Source organism: Pseudoalteromonas atlantica, from assembly GCA_007988745.1.
Taxonomy (GTDB): domain Bacteria; phylum Pseudomonadota; class Gammaproteobacteria; order Enterobacterales; family Alteromonadaceae; genus Pseudoalteromonas; species Pseudoalteromonas atlantica.
The window spans coordinates 78,967-98,624 of record BJUT01000004.1; the positions used below are offsets into that span (position 1 = coordinate 78,967).

The following is a 19,658-nucleotide window of genomic DNA, read 5'->3' on the forward strand; positions in this document are numbered from 1 at the left end:
AACGACAATTATGGGCTATTTATTTGCAGTTACCCTACTTTGGGCTTTTTCATTTAGTTTAATTGGTGTGTACCTAGCAGGCCAAGTTGATGCGTGGTTTAGCGTATTAATACGAGTTGCATTAGCCACGTTGGTTTTTTTACCCTTTTTAAAACCTAAACTTACCTCAAAACCACTCGCACTTAAGCTAATGCTGATAGGCGCTGTGCAACTGGGTGTTATGTACAGCTTTTACTATCACTCCTTTTTATTTTTAAGCGTACCCGAAGTGTTGCTCTTTACCGTTATGACGCCGCTTTATATAACACTTTTAAACGATGCACTTAATAAGCATTTTAATCCTCGCTTTTTTGCGGTTGCGCTTATTGCCGTACTGGGCGCGGTAGCTATTCGCTGGGAAAGCCTCAATAGTCATTTCATCATCGGTTTATTACTGGTTCAGGGTGCCAATATTAGTTTTGCCACCGGACAAGTAACTTATAAACGTTTAATGGCCACTAATCAGCTGGATGACAAAACCGTATTTGGTTGGTTTTTTATTGGCGCCTTAGTGGTGGCGAGTGCTTGCTACGCTTTATTTGGCAATACAAGCAAATTACCGAGTACACCTACCCAGTGGGGTATTTTAATATATTTAGGTATTGTAGCCTCGGGCCTTGGTTACTTTTTATGGAACAAAGGGGCAACAAAAGTAAATGTGGGAGCATTAGCCGTTATGAACAACGTGCTTATTCCTGCCGGTATTATTGTTAACGTGCTTATATGGAATAAAAATGCCGACATTGTGCGCTTAAGTATGGGGGGTGCAATTATGTTAGCGGCACTGGTAATTAATCAAATAGGGACAAATAAACAGAACGTCACATCCTTGTAGCTAATTTGTCATTGAATGCGATTAGGGTTGAATAAAATAACGTTAAGGAACAAACATGAAACATCTCACCCTAATAACAAGCTCAGTAATACTTGCACTACTGAGCGGCTGCGACGACGATGTCGAAGTTGTAGAAAAAGACGTAGTCGTTACAAATACCACCGTTGAGGTTGTCGAAGTACCGACGCCTGTAATTGTTGAAGTTGCAAAAGGCGAGGCGCCTGATATTCAATTAGGTACTCGTGCCGACTACCTTATTAACGATATGGCACAGAGCGATTTAAAAACAAAATTAGAATCGTGTACAGATGGGCCATTTTACCGTACAGATTTTTCTATTGGGCATCGTGGTGCGCCAATGCAATACCCTGAGCATACAAAGGAGTCTTATATAGCTGCGGCGCGTATGGGTGCAGGTATTGTCGAGTGCGATGTAACCTTTACCAGCGACAAAGAGCTCGTGTGTCGCCACTCTCAGTGCGATTTGCACACCACCACCAATATATTAGCCATTGATGAACTTGCTGCTAAATGCAGTGTGCCTTTTACTCCAGCTAACGCAGCAAGTGGCACGCCTGCCACCGCTAAATGCTGCACAAGCGATATCAGCCTGAGCGAATTTTTAACGCTTGAAGGTAAAATGGATGGCGCCAACACCCAAGCCACTACTGTTGGTGAATATATGCAGGGCACGCCCAGCTGGCGCACCGATTTATACGCCACAAGTGGAACATTAGTAACCCATAAACAAAGTATTGAGTTATTTAAAAGCTTGGGTGTAAAAATGACCCCAGAGCTAAAATCGCCGCAAGTGAGCATGCCTTTTGAGGGAATGACACAACAGCAATACGCGCAAAAAATGCTTGATGAGTACACGCAATTGGACGTACCAAGCAGTGATGTGTACCCGCAATCGTTTAATCTTGATGATGTGAAATATTGGATAAATAACAACCCCGACTTTGCAAATCAAAGCGTATATTTAGATGGCCGTGACAGCGAAGCGGGCTTTGATCCAAGTAACCCTGCAACATGGCAACCAAGTATGGAAGAGCTAGTAGCCGATGGCGTTAAAATATTAGCGCCCCCTATTTGGATGATGCTCACCATAGACAACGAAAGTAATATTGTCCCCTCACAATACGCCATTGACGCAAAAGCGGCAGGGCTTGAACTGATAGCATGGAGCCTTGAGCGCTCGGGGCCTCTTAACGAGGGCGGTGGCTACTACTATCAATCAATCGCCGATGTTATCGATAACGATGGCGACATGATGACGGTGGTTGATGTACTCGCGCAGGATGTTGGGGTTATGGGTATATTTTCGGATTGGCCCGCGACCGTAAGCTACTACGCAAGTTGTAATAAAATGCCTGCAAGCATTTAAAAAACCAGTATCAGTGGTCGTTTATTTTTTTGCGCTCAGTTACCATAACCTTATTAATTATTTAACTGAGCGCTTTTATGATAATCCAACACCATAATACCGACCTAGCCACCCCAACAGGCTTAATGCGTACTACCGTTTACCGCCCACAAGCAGCTGGCCAATATCCAAGTATTATTTTTTACTCTGAAATTTTTCAGCAAACCGCACCTATTGCGCGCAGCGCTGCTATTTTAGCGAGCCATGGTTTTGTTGTGTTAGTGCCTGAGGTATTTCATGAGCTAAACCCGATTGGTACTGTACTTGCGTACGATGACGCGGGTAAAGATAAAGGCAATGCCGATAAATGGCAAAAGCCACTTGAGCACCACGACAGCGACACACAAGCACTCATCGACTTTGTACAAAGCCAAGATTACTGCACTGGCACAGTAGGCGCCATGGGTGTGTGCATTGGTGGGCATTTAGCTTACAGAGCCGCATTAAACCCACACATAAAAGCTGCATTTTGTTTATACGCCACCGATATTCATAGTGATACCTTAACTGCTAATGCAGGTAACAATTCGTTTGAACGCATGGCTGATATTCAAGGTGAAATACACTTTATTTGGGGTAAGCAAGACCCACATGTACCGCAACAAGGCCGAAGTAAAATTTACCAGCAATGTGTAGCCACGGGTATTAATTACCACTGGCAAGAAGTAAACGCACAGCATGCGTTTATGCGTGATGAGGGCGAGCGTTACGATGCCGCGCTTGCAATTACTATGTACCAGCAAGCGGTTGCATTATTTAATCGTACTTTGTAACTAAGTGCGGTTTTACGTGCTTTTTAGCATGCCCAGTGCAGTATGCTGTTTAACAAAATATGCTTTTAAATAATCAATAAACAACCTGAGCTTTTTGGAGCCTGCCGCCCCAGGTGGAAACACACCATAAAGCTCAATATCTTTTGTTTTATAATCATCAAGTATTATTTCTAACAGCCCTGCTTGCACTTTAGGCCACGCATCATACAACGGAATGCGCCCAAGCCCGTGCCCGGCCTCTACAAACGCGGTACGCGCCGCGGCATTATTGGTGCTAATGCCGCCTTGAAGTATTACATCGTATTTTTTGCCCTCTTTGCTAAGGGTTAATGTTTTACTGCTAAGTTGGTACACCACCCATTTATGCAAGGCTAATTCAGCTGGCGTTTTAGGTTTGCCAAAGTGTTCAAAATACTCAGCTGAGCCACAAATACAGGTACTCATGGTTGTTAGTTTAGTGGCTTGTAAGTTTGAGTCACTTAAAGCGACCCCACGAATAGCAATATCAAAGCCGTTTTTTATAATATCAACCACATCATCGGTTAGTTGCAGGTCTATTTCAATTTTGGGGTATTGGCGTTTAAACGTATTAATTGCTGGCACAATTAGTTGCATGCCTACATTAACAGGGCAGCTAATTTTTAATACTCCTTGTGGCTCACTTTTAATGTTTTCTATTTGCTGATTAGCTGCGTTTGCTTGTTCTGTGATCACTCTACAGCGCTCATAATACGCAATGCCCGCCTCAGTTAGCGCCATAGTGCGGGTTGAGCGATTTAGTAGCGTAACTTCTAATTGCGTTTCTAATTTTTTAAGATGATAACTTACCACCGCACGCGTTAACCCCAACTGCTTTGCAGCCGCGGTTAAACTGCCCTGCTCGACAATTTGCGCAAATACCACCATGCTTTTAAGTTGCTCAAACGACACTTTCATCACAAACCCACCAATGATTATTCAACCTAATAATTGTATCAATAATTAAACCAATAAAGTTAAATTTATCATCGTTGTTTAAATCCTTTTAAGTGCATATAGTTATTACAGCACCTTGGTTAACACCAAGCTTTAATTTACTCACTAATCGAAGGAATATTGTTATGGCTAAAAAAATACTTATGGTACTTACCTCACATTCAGAGCTTGGCAACACAGGCGAAAAAACAGGTTTTTGGGTAGAAGAATTTGCAGCACCTTACTACGCATTTGTTGATGCTGGTGCAGAGGTAACACTTGCTTCTCCTGCGGGTGGCCAACCGCCGATTGACCCAACTAGCACGCTTTCTGACTTTGAAACCGATGCAACAAAGCGCTATGACAACGACAGCGCAGCACAAACACTTATGGCAAACACCAAAAAGTTAAGTGAAGTAAACGCCAACGACTTTGACGCGGTATTTTACCCAGGCGGCCACGGCCCACTATGGGATTTAGTAGATAACAGCGATTCAATCTCACTTATTGAAAAGTTTGTAAAAGAGCAAAAGCCAGTAGCGGCTGTTTGCCACGCAAGTGCCGCTTTTTTAAATGTTAAAGATGCGCAAGGCAATGCGCTCGTAGCCGGTAAAAAAGTAACAGGCTTTACTAACTCAGAAGAAGCCGCCGTGCAATTAACAGACGTAGTGCCATTTTTAGTTGAAGATGAACTCATTAAAAAAGGCGGCGATTATCAAAAAACCGACGACTGGGGCGTATTAGCGCTCGAAGATGGTTTAGTGATTACAGGCCAAAATCCAGCAAGTTCAGAGCTTGCGGCGAAAAAACTATTAACTAAACTAGGTTAAAATAACCCCTGTGCGCGGCGTATAACGCCGCGCTTATTAAATCGCTTTTAATAGCGAAAACATACTCCTATACTGGTACAAAACAATCCTACTAAAGCGTTTATATGCCAACTACCCCATCATCATCTTCATTGATAACCAGTACTCGATTTGCAATATTTAGCGTAGTTTTTATGTGCCTAATACTACAAGTGATCAATAGTTTACCTGGCATTACGCTTAATGGTTTAGGTATTTACCCTCGCAGCGTTCAAGGGTTAATCGGTATTTTATGCGCCCCATTTTTACATGGCAGCTGGTGGCACTTTGCTAGCAACATGTTGCCTTTTGCTGTACTAAGCTGGCTAATTTGCCAATACAGTGTAAAACGCTTTTATACCGTGTTTATATTTACTGCGTTAATTGGCGGGCTATTAGTGTGGGCCTTTGGTCGAAGTAGTTTTCATGTTGGATTAAGCGGCGTTATTTATGGTTTATGGGGATTTATACTGTGCTATGGCGTGGTTAGGCGCTCGTTTAAGTCTATTGTTATTGCCCTAGTAGTGGCAGTGCTTTACAGCGGATTTATTTGGGGCGTGCTACCACAACGCTTTCATGTCTCGTTCGAAAGCCACCTTTTTGGTGCGTTAAGTGGGTTCTTTTTAGGGTATAAACTTGCCAAAGCAGATAAATTAAAAGCACGATAATTTTTTCATTGCCTTTAATTAATTTTTTACGCCCCCAGCTTGTTATCTATGAGTATATAAATTAATTACATTTTTAAATTGAGGTTGTTTATGAGTAATGAACACGAATACACGCCGCCTAAAGTTTGGACGTGGGACAGCGAAAGTGGTGGTAAATTTGCTAATATTAACCGTCCTATTGCCGGCGCCACTCATGACAAAACCTTAGACATTGGCAAGCATGCGTTTCAACTTTATTCATTAGCCACGCCTAATGGCCAAAAAGCGACCATTATGTTTGAAGAGTTATTAGAGCTTGGCCTAACCGATGCCGACTACGATGCCTATTTAATTAACATTGGCGAAGGCGACCAATTTGGCTCAGACTTTGTTGATATTAATCCAAACTCTAAAATTCCTGCGCTAATGGATCACTCTACCACGCCACCAACACGCATTTTTGAGTCGGGTTCAATTTTACAATACTTGGCAGAAAAATTTGATGTGCTAATCCCAAAAGATTTTAAAGCCAAGACCGAGTGCCGTAATTGGCTATTTTGGCAAATGGGTTCAGCGCCTTATTTAGGCGGCGGATTTGGTCATTTTTATAGCTACGCACCAACAAAAATACAATACCCAATAGACCGTTTTACTATGGAAACTAAACGCCAGCTCGATGTATTAAATCGCCACTTAAGTGAAAACGAATACATGGCGGGTAGTGAATACTCTATTGCCGACATCGCCATTTGGCCTTGGTATGGCTCGTTGGTGCTTGGAAAATTATACGACGCCGCTGAGTTTTTAGATGTTGCCTCTTACACTCATGTAATGCGCTGGGCAGAGCAAATAGCAAAACGTCCCACTGTTAAACGTGGTCAACGTGTTAATCGCACCTGGGGCCCTGAAGAAGAGCAACTTAGCGAACGACATAACGCCAGCGACTTTTAATCTAACAGCCCATAACAAGACATTGTGTTATGGGCATTTTTTTATTTAAAATCTGCATTTTCCCTGTCATTAAACTATATTTATTATTGTGTTTTTATAAAATGTAACCTGCTTTACCCGCATTACTTTTCATAAGGCTTTAATGAGTGCAATATAAAAATTTAAATAGTGATGAACGCAGAGAAGCCGTAAAACTTTTATATTCTAATGCTTTATCTGGCATTGGTGTTTCGGCGTTAGTTAGCTTTGTACTTGTATTTGCATTTGACCTAACGGATGAAAGAACAAATCAAGAAAAAATAATTTGGCTTTTTTTCATGCTGGTTGTTTTAGCAGCGAGGCTAATGGATGTTATTTACTTTAACTACACCAAAGAAGTTAACCAGCCTTTTAATGCAAATAGCTTTTTGAAACGCTTTTCGGTGGGGTGTATAGCGACCGCGATTTCGTGGTCATGTTACGCACTGTGGTTTCATAAAAGCTCATCCACCGTTGAAATTACCACCACAATAGCTATTTTGTCGGCATTTGCTGGTGGCTCAGCCAATTTACTCTCGGGTAGTCGCTTTACCTCGGTGTGTTACAGCATTATTTTATTAATGCCTTACTCTATAGTACTAACCTTATCTGATGACTATTACCACTATGTATTAGGCTTTTTGGGCATTACTTTTTCGGCAATTATGGTCGCCTCTTCTTATAAGTCGGCCACATTTACCCAAACAGCCATAAAATTACGAAATCAAAACCGCGAACTACTTAACGAAATGGAAAGCAAAGTAGAAACACGCACAGAAGAAATTTACCGTTTATCAAATACTGACCCGCTAACAAGCTTGTTAAACCGCACCGCTTTTTTAAAAGTGGCAAATAAACAACTGGCAGATCACCCCGAGGAAAAACTCGCTTTACTGTTTGTAGACCTAGATGGCTTTAAGCAAATTAATGACTCTATGGGTCATAAAGTTGGCGACCAAGTACTTAAAGAAATAGCCGAGCGACTCACTAACGTTTGCACCCGCCACTTATACAAATGCCGCTGGGGCGGAGATGAATTTTTAATTTTAACAACCTATGAGGATGAACAAGACTTATTCGATTTTGCCAAAAAGGTTATTAAAAGCATTCGTGCCGAGCATGAACGATATAAATACCAAAGCTGGGTATCTGCCACTATTGGCATAGCGTTATTTCCTGAGCATGAGGGTGATTTAAGCGCGTTAATTCGTTCAGCAGATTTAGCCATGTACCATCAAAAACGTATTGCCAAAGGCTGCGTAAATATTTACAACAATGACTTAAAGCGCCAACAAGAACGCGAACAATTGCTCAGTAAGCGCTTGGCAAGTGCAATAAAAGACAACGGCTTGCGGTTAGTGTTTCAGCCTATTGTGGATAGCCAAACAGCGAAGGTGACCTCGTTTGAGTCACTTTTACGCTGGCAGTTAAATGACGAAGCGATATTTCCTGATGAATTTATTGCCATTGCCGAGCAATACAACCTCATAACCGAACTTGGCTTATGGGTTATTGAGCAAGCGTGTGTGCAAGCTTGCACGTTTAAAAACGTACAACCCCCTATTGCTGTGAGCGTTAATGTATCTGTAATACAACTTCAAGACCCTGATTTTGTCACTAAGGTTGTAAATATCGTTGATCAATACGGCGTAAAGCCAGAAAACCTGCACCTTGAAATCACTGAATCTGTGTTTGCTGAGGATAAGCTCACCTTTTTAGCAGCAGTAAAAGAGCTGCAAAAACAAGGATTTTGTATTTCTATTGACGACTTTGGTACTGGGTACTCATCCTTGTCGAGCATGTTAGATATTGGTGTAGACATAGTAAAAATAGATAAAAGTTTCATTCAAAACATGGATAAGCGAGGCTTAAGTATAATTCATGCGATTGTGCAAATGGCCTCAACACTTGATTTTATAGTAGTCGCTGAAGGTGTAGAAACTCTAGAGCAAGCCAACATGCTAAAAGAAATTGGCGTGTCTCACCTACAAGGTTATTACTTTTCTAAACCTATGGAACAACACTTTGTAGATTCGTACCTCAAAGAGCAAAACAAATTGTGTAGCTAGCAGTATGAAAAAACTCACTAAAGAGCAAGTCTATAAACGCCTTAACAACGATGAAGACGCACGCGCCTGTAAAGACATAAACGAAGATGGCTGCAAAGAGGTGGCCGGTAATTTTATTCTTTTATTAACAAGCCAGCTTTTTAGTAAATTTGCCGATGCCCTCCTCAACCCTAAAGTCACTCTGCCTTGGTTAATGCAAAGCTTAAACGTGCCAAGCGCGTTTATAGCGTGGCTGGTGCCTATAAGAGAATCTGGCTCTTTATTACCACAATTAGCGATAGCCAATATTATCCGTAAACTCTCTGTAAGAAAGTGGGTATGGGTTTGCGGTGCATTTGCCCAAGCTTTATGTATTGGCGCTATGGTTGGTGTTTCATTTGTGCTAGAAGGCGCTCAGGCTGGCTATGCAATTTTAGCTCTGCTGGTGCTCTTTAGCCTCGCCCGCGGGTTTAACTCTATTGCCGCTAAAGATGTATTAGGTAAAGTTATTCCTAAAAAAAAGCGGGGCAATATTAGTGGCCTGGCGGCAAGTATTGCCGGCTTTGCAACACTCACTTTTGGTTTAATGATGTGGTTTTTTTCGGGGCAAAAAGAGCAAAATACGGTATTAATTGCGCTGTGTTTAGGCGCTGTTTTGTGGGTTGTTGCTGCACTTTTTTATAGCCGCATAAACGAATACAAAGGCGCGACACAAGGCGGTAGAAATGGCTTTTTAAATACGCTAAGTAAATTAAAGCTGCTTTATCAAGATAAACAATTTGCACATTTTGTAATTACCCGCGCCTTTTTACTTTGCTCAGCCCTAAGCGCGCCTTTTTATATTATTTTAGCAAGCTCTCAGCAGTTTGAATTTTCATTATTGGCAGTATTTTTAGCCGTGTCTGGCTTAGCAAGTTTAATTTCTGGGCCAATATGGGGAAGACTCAGCGATTTTTCTAGCCAAAAGGTGCTTGTGATCAGTGCGTTGCTTGTCACCATAAACGGCGTGAGCGTGTTTGTAATAGCCACATGGTATAGCCAGCTGTTTGAATATGCTTGGGTAATACCTGGTTTTTATTTTTTGCTTTGCATTGCTCATCAAGGCGTACGGCTCGGGCGTAAAACCTATTTAGTAGATATGGCACAAGGCAATAAACGCACTGATTACGTGTCGGTTAGTAATACTGTAATTGGCATTTTGCTTTTAATGTTAGGCAGTATAGGGCTTTTAGAAGCATTTTTATCAACCGCACAGCTTATTTTGTTGTATAGCCTGCTCGGTTTGTTAGGGGCTATTAGCGCGATTTTTTTGCCTCAAGCGGAGTAATACCAATGCGCAATAATACGTGACCAATCAAGCGAATTGGTATAATAAAAAAGCCCAACAAAATAATTGCCGGGCTTTGGACTTAAGACCTAAGGATAAACAGTCAGCTTTACCTCAAGTTATAACACCTAAGCAGTTACATTTAGCAGTGAATCACCTTCACTTAAGCCAAATTTTTCTTGTACCGATGAAAGAATTGATTCTTTATCTTCATCAGATAGCTGGCTTGAATACTCAGTTAATAACTCATCTAAGTAGCTAACCACTTCGTCAGTATCAACAGATTCTAGCGAGTTTTGCGGTGGCGGGCGCTGTCCTTCAGGGCGTCCTGCATCGCCAATACTTTTAGCGTCAAAATCAAGTTCGCTCATTAAATCAGCCAACTCTTTTGTAGGCGAGATCCCCTGCTCTTCAAATGCGGCTTGAATACTTTGCGCATCTTCCGTGCTGAGGTTTTGTGCATCAAATTCTGCAAGTGTTTCTTTAACAAACTCAGTTTGCTCTGAAGTTAAAGCGCTTACTTGGCTAGATTGTTGAGTCATAAAACTCGCTGAGCTACCAATACTGTTGATCATCTTTTTCTCCCTTAACGTGCGCGGCGTGGTGGCTTGTGTTCACTTAATTCTTGTTCGCTAATTTCGCCATTCCCATCGGCATCTATTTCGTCAAAAATAGTTTGCGCATCGCCTTGCGGTGGCGCACTTTCGCTAAATTCTGCAAGGCTAACCACACCGTCACCATCTGCATCTATGCTTGAAAAGTCAGGTTTAGGTGGTGGGTTATCACCGCCTCTGGCTGCAACATTGGCTGAAAAAGCCATTGATAATAATGCAGCAACGGCAAAAGTAGAAAAATGCTTCATCGTGGTCACCTTGGGTTAAATATTAATAAAGGGTATGAATATAAAGTACGCTTAAAAAACGCAAACATTGTGCAAACAATAAGGAAATAAAAATAAATCCGATTTTTATCATGTTATTTTTACCTTATTCGGTATTTCGGTTATTGTGATAACTAATTACTTAAAACCACTTTCAACACCTGTTTTGAGAGCTAACATACTAAGGACTTATTAACATACATGTTTAATCTTCCAATTTTTCTAGTTGTATCGCAGTGAAAATACCTAAACGCCTCCAGCCACTCGTTGATGATGGCCTAATTGATGAAGTGATAAGTCGCTTAATGAGCGGTAAAGAAGCGGATGTATTTGTGGTGCGCAGCGGTGGCGAAATTCGCTGTGCTAAAGTCTACAAAGATGCCGTTAAACGCAGCTTTAAAAAGGCAGCTCAGTATCAAGAAGGCCGAAAAGTAAGAGGCGGACGCCAAGCCCGCGCCATGGGTAAACGCTCTAGTTATGGGCGACAACTAGAAGAGGAAATTTGGCAAAATGCAGAAGTAGACGCGCTTTCACGTTTATCACGCGCTGGCGTCAGAGTTCCTGATACTTATTACTGTATTGATGGCGTGTTGTTAATGGAGCTTGTGTGCGATGAAGACGGAGATGTTGCTCCACAGTTAGGGCATGTGACCCTTACACAGCAAGACGCTATTGAGCAGTACAGTATGATGGTTCATTATATTAAATTAATGCTGTGCGCTGGTATTATCCACGGTGACTTATCAGAATTTAACGTACTTGTTGATAGTAAAGGGCCTGTAATTATTGACCTTCCGCAAGCTGTAAACGCCGCAGCCAATAACAGTGCGCAAGCAATGTTTACGCGCGATGTAAACAATATACGCCGTTATTATGCGCAGTTTGCACCTAGCCTATTAAACACTCATTACGCTAAAGAAATGTGGGCACTGTTTGAAGAGGCCAGCTTAACGCCAAACACTGTGCTAAGCGGAGAACTTGAAGACAGTAACGAATCTGCAGACGTAGATGCGGTACTCGATGAAATACAAGCGGCCGAATACGAAGAGTTCGACCGTTTAGAGCGTATTAAAAACGCTGACGATGAGTAAAACTGCGCTCACGTTTAGCTATTGAGGGTGAACAAACCGATAGCCCACACCGTAAACAGACTGAATAACGCTGTCGGTTTGCGTTACTTCATCAAGCTTTTTACGTAATTTTTTTATGTGGCTGTCTATAGTGCGGTGGCTAACTATACGTTGGTCTGCGTACATGGTGTCCATTAAGCTATCGCGTGAATAAATTCTGTTAGGGTTTGAATACAAAGGCTTAAATAACTGAAATTCAAAATTAGTAAGTTCTATACTGCTATTTTTATAATTTACACTGTAAGTACTTTCATCCAGTGTCATGGCATTATTTACCGGCTCTTTTGTGGTATTAACACGCCTTAAAATTGCTTTTACTCGCGCCACCAGCTCAGCATAACTAAACGGTTTACAAATATAGTCATCGGCGCCCAGTTCAAGTCCGAGTAACCGGTCAATCTCCTCCACCTTTGCCGAAACCATAATAATGGGCACATTAGAAAACTTTCTTATCGCTTTGCACAGCTCTATACCGCTTTGCCCTGGCAACATAATATCTAATAAAATAACACTTGGCTTATTACTTTCAAGCCAGCTAAGTACTTCATCACCATGATGAATAAGGTGCGTTTGATAATGATGACTTGTTAAAAAGTCGCTCATTAAATTGGCAAGTTTTATTTCATCTTCAACAATGAGTATTTGCTCACTCATATTTATCCTCTACTGAACTAATAAGGGTAATTTAATAACAATGCCAAGCCCGCCAATACTGGCTTTTTCGGCTGATATTTCGCCATTATGACCTTTAACTATATGCTGACAAATAGACAAGCCTAAACCAGAGCCTCCCTCTTGGCGATTGCGAGAGCTGTCTACACGGTATAAATATTCAAACAAGTGCGATAAATGCGTTTGCTCAACGCCTATCCCGTTATCCTCTATTATAAGCTCTAAATAGGCTTGGCCTTTAATATTTACGTTATTGGCACTTAAAGAAATAGTTGAGCACTGGGCGTAATGCACCGCATTCATTAATATATTATCTAGCAATTGCAGTATACGTGTTTTATCTGCGTTTACTGTGGTGTTGTTAGCACTATTAAGAAGGTAAAAATTAATAGCGTGCTGCTCAAAAATAACGTGATACTTTTGCTCTATGGAGTTAAGTAAAAAGCCTACGTCGGTAGGTTGCATGGTGTAATGCATGCCGCCTAGCTCTGCGCTGTTTAACATGTGCAGGTCGTCAATCAAGCGCTTTAAATGCAGCGCTTCATCGTTAGCAGAACTAATATTTTTATTATTTGGTTCACGTATCCCAAGCAGCATAGCTTCGAGCTCACCGAGTAAAATGCTCATTGGCGTTCTTAGTTCATGAGAAATATTAGCTAACCAGCGTTTACGTACTTGCTCATCTTTAGCGAGCGTAAAGGCCAAGGTATTAAAATCTTCACTAAGCTGGCCCAGCTCGTCTTTTCTATCTAATAAAAGTTTGGTGCTGTACTGTCCTTTGGTTAGCTTATGCATACCACTGGCAATTTGCTTTACAGGGCCAACTAAATGCCTTGCCAGTAAAAAAGACAACAGTAAGGTAAGTAGCCCTGCGGTTAACGCAATAAGCCATAAATAGTTAGTTTGTTGCTTTAAAAAATCCAGCTCGTACCCATCTGCTAGGCTTTTTCTTTTTGAAACAGCAAGGTAAGCAATTGTTTTACCTTCAAGCTCTATGGGCGTTTTAATGTACTTTAAATCCTCAAATAATTTACCAAAAATACGCTGCTGGTTTTCATCCAGTAGTGCATAGTGCGCGGCATGCTCGGGCGGTGGGCGACGATCTCGTTGCGCCATATGCTGTGGGGGTCTGGGTCTGCGTTCGCCGCGAATTTCTGGGCGCTGTGGCATATCGCGTAAAGTAGGTAAAAACTGGCTTGATTGCAATTGCGATTCAACCAACCTTAAAAAGCGCTGATCGTTACCTATAATTTTATCCCACGAGGGAGTTTGCGCGTATTTATTAGCCAGCTGTACTGCTAATGGCTCTAATGCTTTTACTTCTTTGGCGTTTACAAAATCAATAATACCTTGGCCAATACTGTACTGAATAAGCACAACAAGCCCCGCAATAATGCTAAAGGTGAAGCTAAATAATATTAAAAAAAGTTTGTTATGAATTTTCATTTATTTTTTATAAACCTGACTCTAAAAGCATTTGAGCTGTTATTTATTGCGTATTTTTTACTGCTAAAACATATTTTTAAAAGCTCTAAGCACTTTAAAGAATAGCCTGTAATAACAATTGTATTAATTGCGTGTTCTATTATAGCGACTTATAAATAGCGCCTTTAATAACAACGTATAACGTTAACAAGTAAAAGTGCAAACAATGTGCATTATATAAAAAATTAAACTCAAAAAAGGCGACCTAAGTCGCCTTTGTTATTAATCGTTTTTTAAATGCTTATCAAAAAAGTCTAAGAACGCTTGTAACGTTTTAATTCTATGCGGCTGATAGGACAAGTAATGATCGCCATCTTCTAGCTCAATGTAAGTAACATCTTTATCTTCGTCATCTAGTTCATCTTCCATTTCTCTACTATGGTAAATAGGGACAACACTGTCATCGCTACCATGCACAAGTAAAACAGGTTTGTTGATTGATTTAGCAAAATTAACCGGCGAATTGGCCTCTAACTTATCGCTATTTGTTCCAAACTGTTTTCGTACAATGTCTTTGTTTGTAAAGTGTCGGGCTTTACTCACAATATGCTCAAGGTCAGTTACCCCTGCAAAACTTGCCGCACATTTAAATGTTTCAGGGTGTTTAATAACAGCCATTAAGGCGGCATATCCACCGTAGCTTGCGCCACCAATACAAATTTTATCTGGCTGAGCAATCCCTTGGTCTATTAACCAGTTAGCTCCATCTTGTAAGTCATCTTGCATGGCTAAACCAAAACCTTGGATCGACTGCATTAAAAAGTCATAACCATAACCGCTTGAGCCACGAAAGTTAGGCTGTAACACGGCGTAACCATTATATGCCAGTAGCGCAGTCCAATAGTCAAAGCCTGCATAGTCTCGCGCCATAGGCCCACCATGTGGAAATATAATAGTGGGTAACTTATCGCCTTTCTCATAGCCAACAGGCAGCGTTAAGTAGCCTTCTATAATAAGCCCGTCACGTGCTTTATAGCTAATGTGCTCTTTACCGGCGTATACGCTTTCGTTAATGTGTGGGTAAACATCTGCAAAAAATGTTAAGTCACCTCGCTTTCTGTCACCTAACATGTAGGCGCCTGATGTTTTATCTGAGCTGACATAAAGTACATATTTTTGCTGATCGTCGCTGGTGCTAACAATATCCATTTCAAATGAATCTTTAGGTAGTGATGCTCGTAAAGAGCGATGTAGCTTGTCTAAGTCTTCATCCCAATACGCAATACCATCTTCTAAATGCGAATGCGTAAAGCCTGCAACTTCGCCAGTTTTACGGGAGTAAAAAATATCGCCATCTACATCATACTTGTCGTCGCTAAAAATGAGCTCACGTTTGTTAGTTGATAGATTAAGCTTAAATAATGCATCACGCCCTTCATGTAGCGCAGTGATGTATAAAAAGTTAGGGTCTTTATCAAAGCCAAGTATCGAAATGCTTTGCTCACTAAATACTTCGTAGCTAAATAGTGTTTGCCACGACTCATTTTGCTCGTTGTACAGCTCGTAAGTAAATTGTGTTTCATCCATTTTTTTAGCAATACGAACCTTGCCTTGTCTATCAGCAAACCAACTGGTTACATCTGCACGAGCACGTTGTATTTGTTTTTTGCGTAAGGTAGTTAGGTCAAGTTCATACACCGCAGGGGTATTGGCTATTTTAAAATCGCCCTGCACGAGTATTTTATTTTCTTGCTCCGGTAAAAAGCTAATAATTCGGTCAGAAAACTGAGGCTGCTTTTCATCACGCGTGTTGTTTGCTCTAAACGCCAGCTTTATTCCTTTATCATCACTTAGGTTATACGAATACATTAATGTAGACGCATACTTAACCCCACCAAATTGATATTTAATGTATCGTGCGCCCAATAACAACACATCATTATTTGCCCAACTAAACCAGTCAAAAAATACAGTGTGGTTATCCGATTTAATAATCGGCTTGCCCTTGCCTGTTGTAAGGCTTTGCACCATTAAAACTAAATCGCCATCAAGGTTTCTAACATACGCAATGTTATTTCCATCTGGTGAGAGCTTAACTTGGCTTATGCTTTTTAAGCCTGCAAACGCTTCTATGGGTAGCTTTTTATCAGAGGCTGATAGGCAGCTAAAACTAAGTAGGGCAAATACTAAAGTGAGGTAAAGTTTAGACATTCAATATCCATTTGTTTTTATAAGTAACGCTTAATGAGTTAACAGTAAGTGTATAAAGTTAATCTGTTATTTTACAATTGTGGCCGCTTTAGTACAAATTTATCTTTAGTAGAGCTAAAGTAGTCTCCACCCATTTTACCTACGCTGTTTAATCGCGTGGGATCTATATAGCCATTCACTAACACGTTATCGTCAATATAAATTCCCACCACGTTGAGTAGCATAACCTTGCCGCCACCTGGTTCGTCGCTTATCTGAATAACATCTCTTAAGGTGCACTCGTATCTTACTTTAGCCGCTGCGGCGCCTGGGGATGTTACGTGTGTACTGGCGATTGTTTCAATATTTGCCGCCTCAAATTCACTCACATTATGTGGATAATTAGCGCAGCTTTGATTCATTTTCTCTACTAGCTCTTCACTAACAATATTAACCACGCAGTTGTTAGTGGCTTGAAGGTTTAAAAGCGTGTCTTTATTGGCTTTGTCGCGTGGGTTTACTTGGGTCACGCTCAGCACTGGCGGGTTACAACTGGCCACTGTAAAAAAAGAGTAAGGGGCAATATTAGCAATCCCCTCCTTACTAAGTGTGCTTACCCAAGCAATAGGCCGTGGGCTAATACCCCCCACTAAATACGAGTAAACATTGTGCTGCGTGCTTTGCGTTAAATCTAAAAACATAATTTTCCTTTATACGTCGTACTGCAAATCGTAACAGCGCTTTATTGCGTACAGTATTTCATAACTGCAGCCACTTTTTTAAATATGCGCAAAAAAATAAACATAGTGTGGTTTAAACGCGATTTACGCCTTAGCGACCATCAACCACTTAAAAATGCATTTAGTGATGATTTACCCACGTTACTGCTATACAACTTTGAGCCACTAATGCTTGAGGATGCACATTATAATGCGCGCCATTGGCGTTTTGTTTATCAATCAATAGGCGAAATAAATCAGCAGCTAACTCGCTATAAAGCAACACTGTATATTTTTAACCAAAACATGCTGACACTGTTAAACACGCTTAATCAAACATACCAAATAGCAAACATATTTAGCCATCAAGAAATTGGCTTAAACAATACTTTTGAGCGCGATAAAGCCGTTGCTATATGGTGTAAAGCTAACAAAGTTAACTGGCTTGAGTCACAAACGGGCGCCGTTATTCGCGGCAAAAAAAACCGTAAAGATTGGAACGCACGCTGGCAACAAACAATGCAGGCCCCTATTGCTATTCCTAATTGGAAAAACATAAAAACCATTACACTTAATAACTACCAAACACCTAAATTACCCGACAGCTACACGCAAAATGATGACAACTTTCAAGTAGGTGGGCCTTTAACTGCGCACACAATATTGCAAAGCTTTTTTGCTGAGCGCGGTAAGGGATATCAAAAAGGCATATCTAGCCCCAGCTTAAGCCGTATTCATTGCTCTAGGCTTTCGCCTTACTTAGCTTGGGGTAATATTAGCCTTAAACAGGTTTATCAAACGGCTATTGATGCATACCATGCAAAACACCCGAGCAAAAAAGGCTGGAAGCGCCCGCTTGCTGCATTTGTATCGCGTTTGCATTGGCACTGCCATTTTATGCAAAAATTTGAAAGTGAGAGTACGATGGAATTTAAAGCGCTCAATGCGGGGTATCATCAGTTCCCATATAGAAACGATGACAACGTACAACACGATATTGAACGCTGGGCACAAGGCCAAACGGGTATACCCATTATTGATGCCTGTATGCGCTGTTTAAAAACCACGGGCTATATTAATTTTAGAATGCGCGCTATGTTGGTTAGCTTTGTAACGCATCATTTAAATATAAGCTGGCAGCAGGCAAGCTTACCTTTGGCAAATTACTTTTTAGACTTTGAACCTGGCATTCATTACCCACAAATACAAATGCAGGCCTCAGTTACGGGTATTAATACCATTAGGCATTACAACCCGATTAAACAGTCTGAAGATCAAGACCCAACCGGCGCCTTTATTAAAAAATGGTGCCCCGAACTTGAAAAGCTGCCGATAGAATATTTACACGAGCCTTGGCAACAAACACCAATGGAAGCGCTGTTTAACGACTTTAAACTTGGTGAAGACTACCCAGAGCCAATGCTTGATTTAACTCAAGCCTCCAAACAAGCGCGCGAACGTTTATGGCAATACCGCGAGCGCGCCGATGTTAAACGTGCAATTCCTAACATATTAAAAAAGCATGTAGGGCTTACTCGCACACAAAAAAACACCGCAAAAAGTAATTAATATGGCACATAAAAAAAGTCACTTACCACAAAAAATGTGCCCTGTTTGCAATAAGCCTTTTGCGTGGCGTAAAAAGTGGCAGCGCGATTGGGATAACGTTATTTACTGCTCAGAGCGTTTAAACGTAATAAAAAGTAAAAGGTATTAATCCTTTATGCTTTACGTGAGCTGGCGTCTATTTTGCAATGGTATGAATAACTCGGCTTTTAAGGCTGTATTTAGGTGTTTTATGTAAATAGCACTTACTCAGCTTGAAAAGCTTACATGCAACGCAAGGAGAAGATGATGACGATTAAAAAAACGGCAAACTCAACCTGGTCAGGCGATATTAAAACAGGTAAAGGCAGTATTTCTACACAAAGCGGCGCACTTGATAAACAACCATTTGGTTTTAATACTCGCTTTGAAGACGAGCCTGGTTCTAACCCAGAAGAATTAGTGGGAGCTGCGCACAGTGCCTGCTTTAGTATGGCGCTTTCGCTTGCACTTGGCGATGCCGGTTTTAAAGCCGATAAAATTGATACTAAAGCCACCGTAAGCCTTGATGAGGTTGATGACGGCTTTGCAGTCACCCATATAGCGCTTGAAGTAAACGCACGTATTAAAGATATTGCTAACGAGCAATTTCAGGCATTGTGTGAGCAAACTAAAAAAAGCTGCCCTATTTCAAAGCTACTTAATACCGAAATCTCCCTAAACGCAACGCTCGACTCAACCGCATAAAACGTAATTTTTAAACCTTACGGTTTTACGCGTTAAGCCAGGTAACCTGTTACTTGGCTTAACACTCATCCCTAACCCTTTTTGAGTTATTTGAGTTTAACAACTCATTTAGCAATGCTATACCCATCCCTAAAGCAGGCCACACTACCCATAAATAATTTGGCGATGTAATTAAGTTTATCGCGGTCAAAAATACCAAAGCCACAAAGTAACGTTTTAAATTATCAAAAAATGCTGGTGTATTCATGTTTGCTCTCCTCTTAAAATGTAAGGTTATTATTGCCTTAATTTTTAAGCCTGAAAGGTGCTATTTGTCATCAGTTAATATGACATTAGTCATAAATTTATAGCAGCCCCTTCAAGCGCATCTCTACAAATACTTATACAAACATACAGTTACTTACAATTATTTAAATGTATTTTAAAGAGTATTTAATATAATACCTTTTCTAGATACACCTATTTAATTAATAAGAAAGGATAC

General features: G+C 40.9%; 20 protein-coding genes. 12 read left to right on the forward strand and 8 right to left on the reverse strand.

The genetic code is table 11. The features are described 5' to 3' along the window. Positions 1 to 10 precede the first annotated feature (10 nt). The 3 genes from PAT01_RS03825 to PAT01_RS03835 all read left to right on the forward strand — a co-directional run bounded on the left by PAT01_RS03825 (position 11) and on the right by PAT01_RS03835 (position 3,073). Complete coding sequence (locus PAT01_RS03825; protein WP_154944792.1) at positions 11 to 874, forward strand: carboxylate/amino acid/amine transporter; 864 nt, start codon at positions 11 to 13, stop codon at positions 872 to 874. 55 nt (positions 875 to 929) lie between these two features. Next, the gene (locus PAT01_RS03830) at positions 930 to 2,261 is read left to right on the forward strand and encodes a glycerophosphodiester phosphodiesterase family protein (RefSeq protein ID WP_154944794.1); all 1,332 of its coding nucleotides are present in this window, start codon (positions 930 to 932) and stop codon (positions 2,259 to 2,261) included. A 77-nt stretch (positions 2,262 to 2,338) separates the two neighbouring features. Beyond that, entirely contained in the window at positions 2,339 to 3,073 is a 735-nt protein-coding gene (locus PAT01_RS03835) for a dienelactone hydrolase family protein (RefSeq protein WP_055252990.1), read from the forward strand. 12 nt (positions 3,074 to 3,085) lie between these two features. On the opposite strand, the gene PAT01_RS03840 is transcribed toward PAT01_RS03835, so the two are convergent. Then, on the reverse strand, positions 3,086 to 4,009 hold the full coding sequence (locus tag PAT01_RS03840) for a LysR family transcriptional regulator (protein ID WP_024034243.1): 924 nt from the start codon (positions 4,007 to 4,009) through the stop codon (positions 3,086 to 3,088). A gap of 164 nt (positions 4,010 to 4,173) precedes the next feature. Here PAT01_RS03840 and PAT01_RS03845 point away from each other — a divergent pair, with 164 nt between their 5' ends. The 5 genes from PAT01_RS03845 (at position 4,174) to PAT01_RS03865 (ending at position 9,866) form a co-directional block, all read left to right on the forward strand. Beyond that, positions 4,174 to 4,857, forward strand: coding sequence for a type 1 glutamine amidotransferase domain-containing protein (locus PAT01_RS03845; RefSeq protein ID WP_154944796.1), 684 nt, complete (start codon positions 4,174 to 4,176; stop codon positions 4,855 to 4,857). 104 nt (positions 4,858 to 4,961) lie between these two features. Next, positions 4,962 to 5,543: a rhomboid family intramembrane serine protease gene (locus PAT01_RS03850; protein ID WP_154944798.1), complete on the forward strand. Its 582-nt coding sequence runs from the start codon at positions 4,962 to 4,964 to the stop codon at positions 5,541 to 5,543. Positions 5,544 to 5,633: 90 nt separating this feature from the next. Beyond that, positions 5,634 to 6,473 (forward strand): glutathione-dependent disulfide-bond oxidoreductase, encoded by an 840-nt coding sequence (yghU, locus tag PAT01_RS03855; protein ID WP_154944800.1) that lies wholly within the window; start codon positions 5,634 to 5,636, stop codon positions 6,471 to 6,473. Positions 6,474 to 6,619: 146 nt separating this feature from the next. Beyond that, positions 6,620 to 8,560, forward strand: coding sequence for a putative bifunctional diguanylate cyclase/phosphodiesterase (locus PAT01_RS03860; RefSeq protein ID WP_029773418.1), 1,941 nt, complete (start codon positions 6,620 to 6,622; stop codon positions 8,558 to 8,560). Between the two features lie 4 nt (positions 8,561 to 8,564). After that, the gene (locus PAT01_RS03865) at positions 8,565 to 9,866 is read left to right on the forward strand and encodes an MFS transporter (protein WP_154944802.1); all 1,302 of its coding nucleotides are present in this window, start codon (positions 8,565 to 8,567) and stop codon (positions 9,864 to 9,866) included. Positions 9,867 to 9,994: 128 nt separating this feature from the next. On the opposite strand, the gene PAT01_RS03870 is transcribed toward PAT01_RS03865, so the two are convergent. Together PAT01_RS03870 and PAT01_RS03875 are read right to left on the reverse strand one after the other, a co-directional pair. Next, positions 9,995 to 10,441, reverse strand: a complete 447-nt coding sequence (locus PAT01_RS03870) for a hypothetical protein (RefSeq protein WP_154944804.1) — start codon at positions 10,439 to 10,441, stop codon at positions 9,995 to 9,997. Positions 10,442 to 10,452: 11 nt separating this feature from the next. Further along, positions 10,453 to 10,728 (reverse strand): EF-hand domain-containing protein, encoded by a 276-nt coding sequence (locus tag PAT01_RS03875; protein ID WP_138577536.1) that lies wholly within the window; start codon positions 10,726 to 10,728, stop codon positions 10,453 to 10,455. A gap of 254 nt (positions 10,729 to 10,982) precedes the next feature. Here PAT01_RS03875 and PAT01_RS03880 point away from each other — a divergent pair, with 254 nt between their 5' ends. Continuing rightward, a complete protein-coding gene (locus PAT01_RS03880; protein ID WP_138577538.1) occupies positions 10,983 to 11,837 on the forward strand; it encodes a PA4780 family RIO1-like protein kinase in 855 nt (284 codons plus the stop codon). An 18-nt stretch (positions 11,838 to 11,855) separates the two neighbouring features. On the opposite strand, the gene PAT01_RS03885 is transcribed toward PAT01_RS03880, so the two are convergent. From PAT01_RS03885 to PAT01_RS03900, 4 genes are all read right to left on the reverse strand, one after another. After that, positions 11,856 to 12,530, reverse strand: a complete 675-nt coding sequence (locus PAT01_RS03885; RefSeq protein WP_029773415.1) for a response regulator — start codon at positions 12,528 to 12,530, stop codon at positions 11,856 to 11,858. Positions 12,531 to 12,539: 9 nt separating this feature from the next. Next, entirely contained in the window at positions 12,540 to 13,994 is a 1,455-nt protein-coding gene (locus tag PAT01_RS03890; protein WP_154944806.1) for an ATP-binding protein, read from the reverse strand. A 261-nt stretch (positions 13,995 to 14,255) separates the two neighbouring features. After that, on the reverse strand, positions 14,256 to 16,184 hold the full coding sequence (locus PAT01_RS03895) for a S9 family peptidase (RefSeq protein ID WP_029773413.1): 1,929 nt from the start codon (positions 16,182 to 16,184) through the stop codon (positions 14,256 to 14,258). Positions 16,185 to 16,255: 71 nt separating this feature from the next. Beyond that, on the reverse strand, positions 16,256 to 16,864 hold the full coding sequence (locus tag PAT01_RS03900) for a flavin reductase family protein (RefSeq protein WP_154944808.1): 609 nt from the start codon (positions 16,862 to 16,864) through the stop codon (positions 16,256 to 16,258). 84 nt (positions 16,865 to 16,948) lie between these two features. On the opposite strand from PAT01_RS03900, the gene PAT01_RS03905 reads away from it, so the two are divergent. The 3 genes from PAT01_RS03905 (at position 16,949) to PAT01_RS03915 (ending at position 19,174) form a co-directional block, all read left to right on the forward strand. Next, positions 16,949 to 18,451 carry a cryptochrome/deoxyribodipyrimidine photo-lyase family protein gene (locus PAT01_RS03905; RefSeq protein ID WP_154944810.1) on the forward strand — a complete coding sequence of 501 codons (1,503 nt, stop codon included), beginning with the start codon at positions 16,949 to 16,951 and terminating at the stop codon, positions 18,449 to 18,451. Position 18,452: 1 nt separating this feature from the next. Then, a complete protein-coding gene (locus PAT01_RS03910; protein WP_154944812.1) occupies positions 18,453 to 18,599 on the forward strand; it encodes a DUF2256 domain-containing protein in 147 nt (48 codons plus the stop codon). A 137-nt stretch (positions 18,600 to 18,736) separates the two neighbouring features. Beyond that, positions 18,737 to 19,174 carry an OsmC family protein gene (locus PAT01_RS03915; RefSeq protein ID WP_029773410.1) on the forward strand — a complete coding sequence of 146 codons (438 nt, stop codon included), beginning with the start codon at positions 18,737 to 18,739 and terminating at the stop codon, positions 19,172 to 19,174. 58 nt (positions 19,175 to 19,232) lie between these two features. Here the strand turns inward: PAT01_RS03915 and PAT01_RS03920 are convergent, their stop codons facing one another. Continuing rightward, the gene (locus tag PAT01_RS03920) at positions 19,233 to 19,421 is read right to left on the reverse strand and encodes a 2TM domain-containing protein (protein ID WP_004587412.1); all 189 of its coding nucleotides are present in this window, start codon (positions 19,419 to 19,421) and stop codon (positions 19,233 to 19,235) included. Positions 19,422 to 19,658 lie beyond the last annotated feature (237 nt).

Bases quoted from the DNA above. Each gene is read 5' to 3' on its own strand.
- PAT01_RS03825 (WP_154944792.1), top strand. From the start codon at position 11: ATGGGCTATTTATTTGCAGTTACCCTACTTTGGGCTTTTTCATTTAGT.
- PAT01_RS03830 (WP_154944794.1), top strand. From the start codon at position 930: ATGAAACATCTCACCCTAATAACAAGCTCAGTAATACTTGCACTACTG.
- PAT01_RS03835 (WP_055252990.1), top strand. From the start codon at position 2,339: ATGATAATCCAACACCATAATACCGACCTAGCCACCCCAACAGGCTTA.
- PAT01_RS03840 (WP_024034243.1), bottom strand. From the start codon at position 4,009: ATGAAAGTGTCGTTTGAGCAACTTAAAAGCATGGTGGTATTTGCGCAA.
- PAT01_RS03845 (WP_154944796.1), top strand. From the start codon at position 4,174: ATGGCTAAAAAAATACTTATGGTACTTACCTCACATTCAGAGCTTGGC.
- PAT01_RS03850 (WP_154944798.1), top strand. From the start codon at position 4,962: ATGCCAACTACCCCATCATCATCTTCATTGATAACCAGTACTCGATTT.
- yghU (WP_154944800.1), top strand. From the start codon at position 5,634: ATGAGTAATGAACACGAATACACGCCGCCTAAAGTTTGGACGTGGGAC.
- PAT01_RS03865 (WP_154944802.1), top strand. From the start codon at position 8,565: ATGAAAAAACTCACTAAAGAGCAAGTCTATAAACGCCTTAACAACGAT.
- PAT01_RS03870 (WP_154944804.1), bottom strand. From the start codon at position 10,441: ATGATCAACAGTATTGGTAGCTCAGCGAGTTTTATGACTCAACAATCT.
- PAT01_RS03875 (WP_138577536.1), bottom strand. From the start codon at position 10,728: ATGAAGCATTTTTCTACTTTTGCCGTTGCTGCATTATTATCAATGGCT.
- PAT01_RS03885 (WP_029773415.1), bottom strand. From the start codon at position 12,530: ATGAGTGAGCAAATACTCATTGTTGAAGATGAAATAAAACTTGCCAAT.
- PAT01_RS03890 (WP_154944806.1), bottom strand. From the start codon at position 13,994: ATGAAAATTCATAACAAACTTTTTTTAATATTATTTAGCTTCACCTTT.
- PAT01_RS03895 (WP_029773413.1), bottom strand. From the start codon at position 16,184: ATGTCTAAACTTTACCTCACTTTAGTATTTGCCCTACTTAGTTTTAGC.
- PAT01_RS03900 (WP_154944808.1), bottom strand. From the start codon at position 16,864: ATGTTTTTAGATTTAACGCAAAGCACGCAGCACAATGTTTACTCGTAT.
- PAT01_RS03905 (WP_154944810.1), top strand. From the start codon at position 16,949: ATGCGCAAAAAAATAAACATAGTGTGGTTTAAACGCGATTTACGCCTT.
- PAT01_RS03910 (WP_154944812.1), top strand. From the start codon at position 18,453: ATGGCACATAAAAAAAGTCACTTACCACAAAAAATGTGCCCTGTTTGC.
- PAT01_RS03915 (WP_029773410.1), top strand. From the start codon at position 18,737: ATGACGATTAAAAAAACGGCAAACTCAACCTGGTCAGGCGATATTAAA.
- PAT01_RS03920 (WP_004587412.1), bottom strand. From the start codon at position 19,421: ATGAATACACCAGCATTTTTTGATAATTTAAAACGTTACTTTGTGGCT.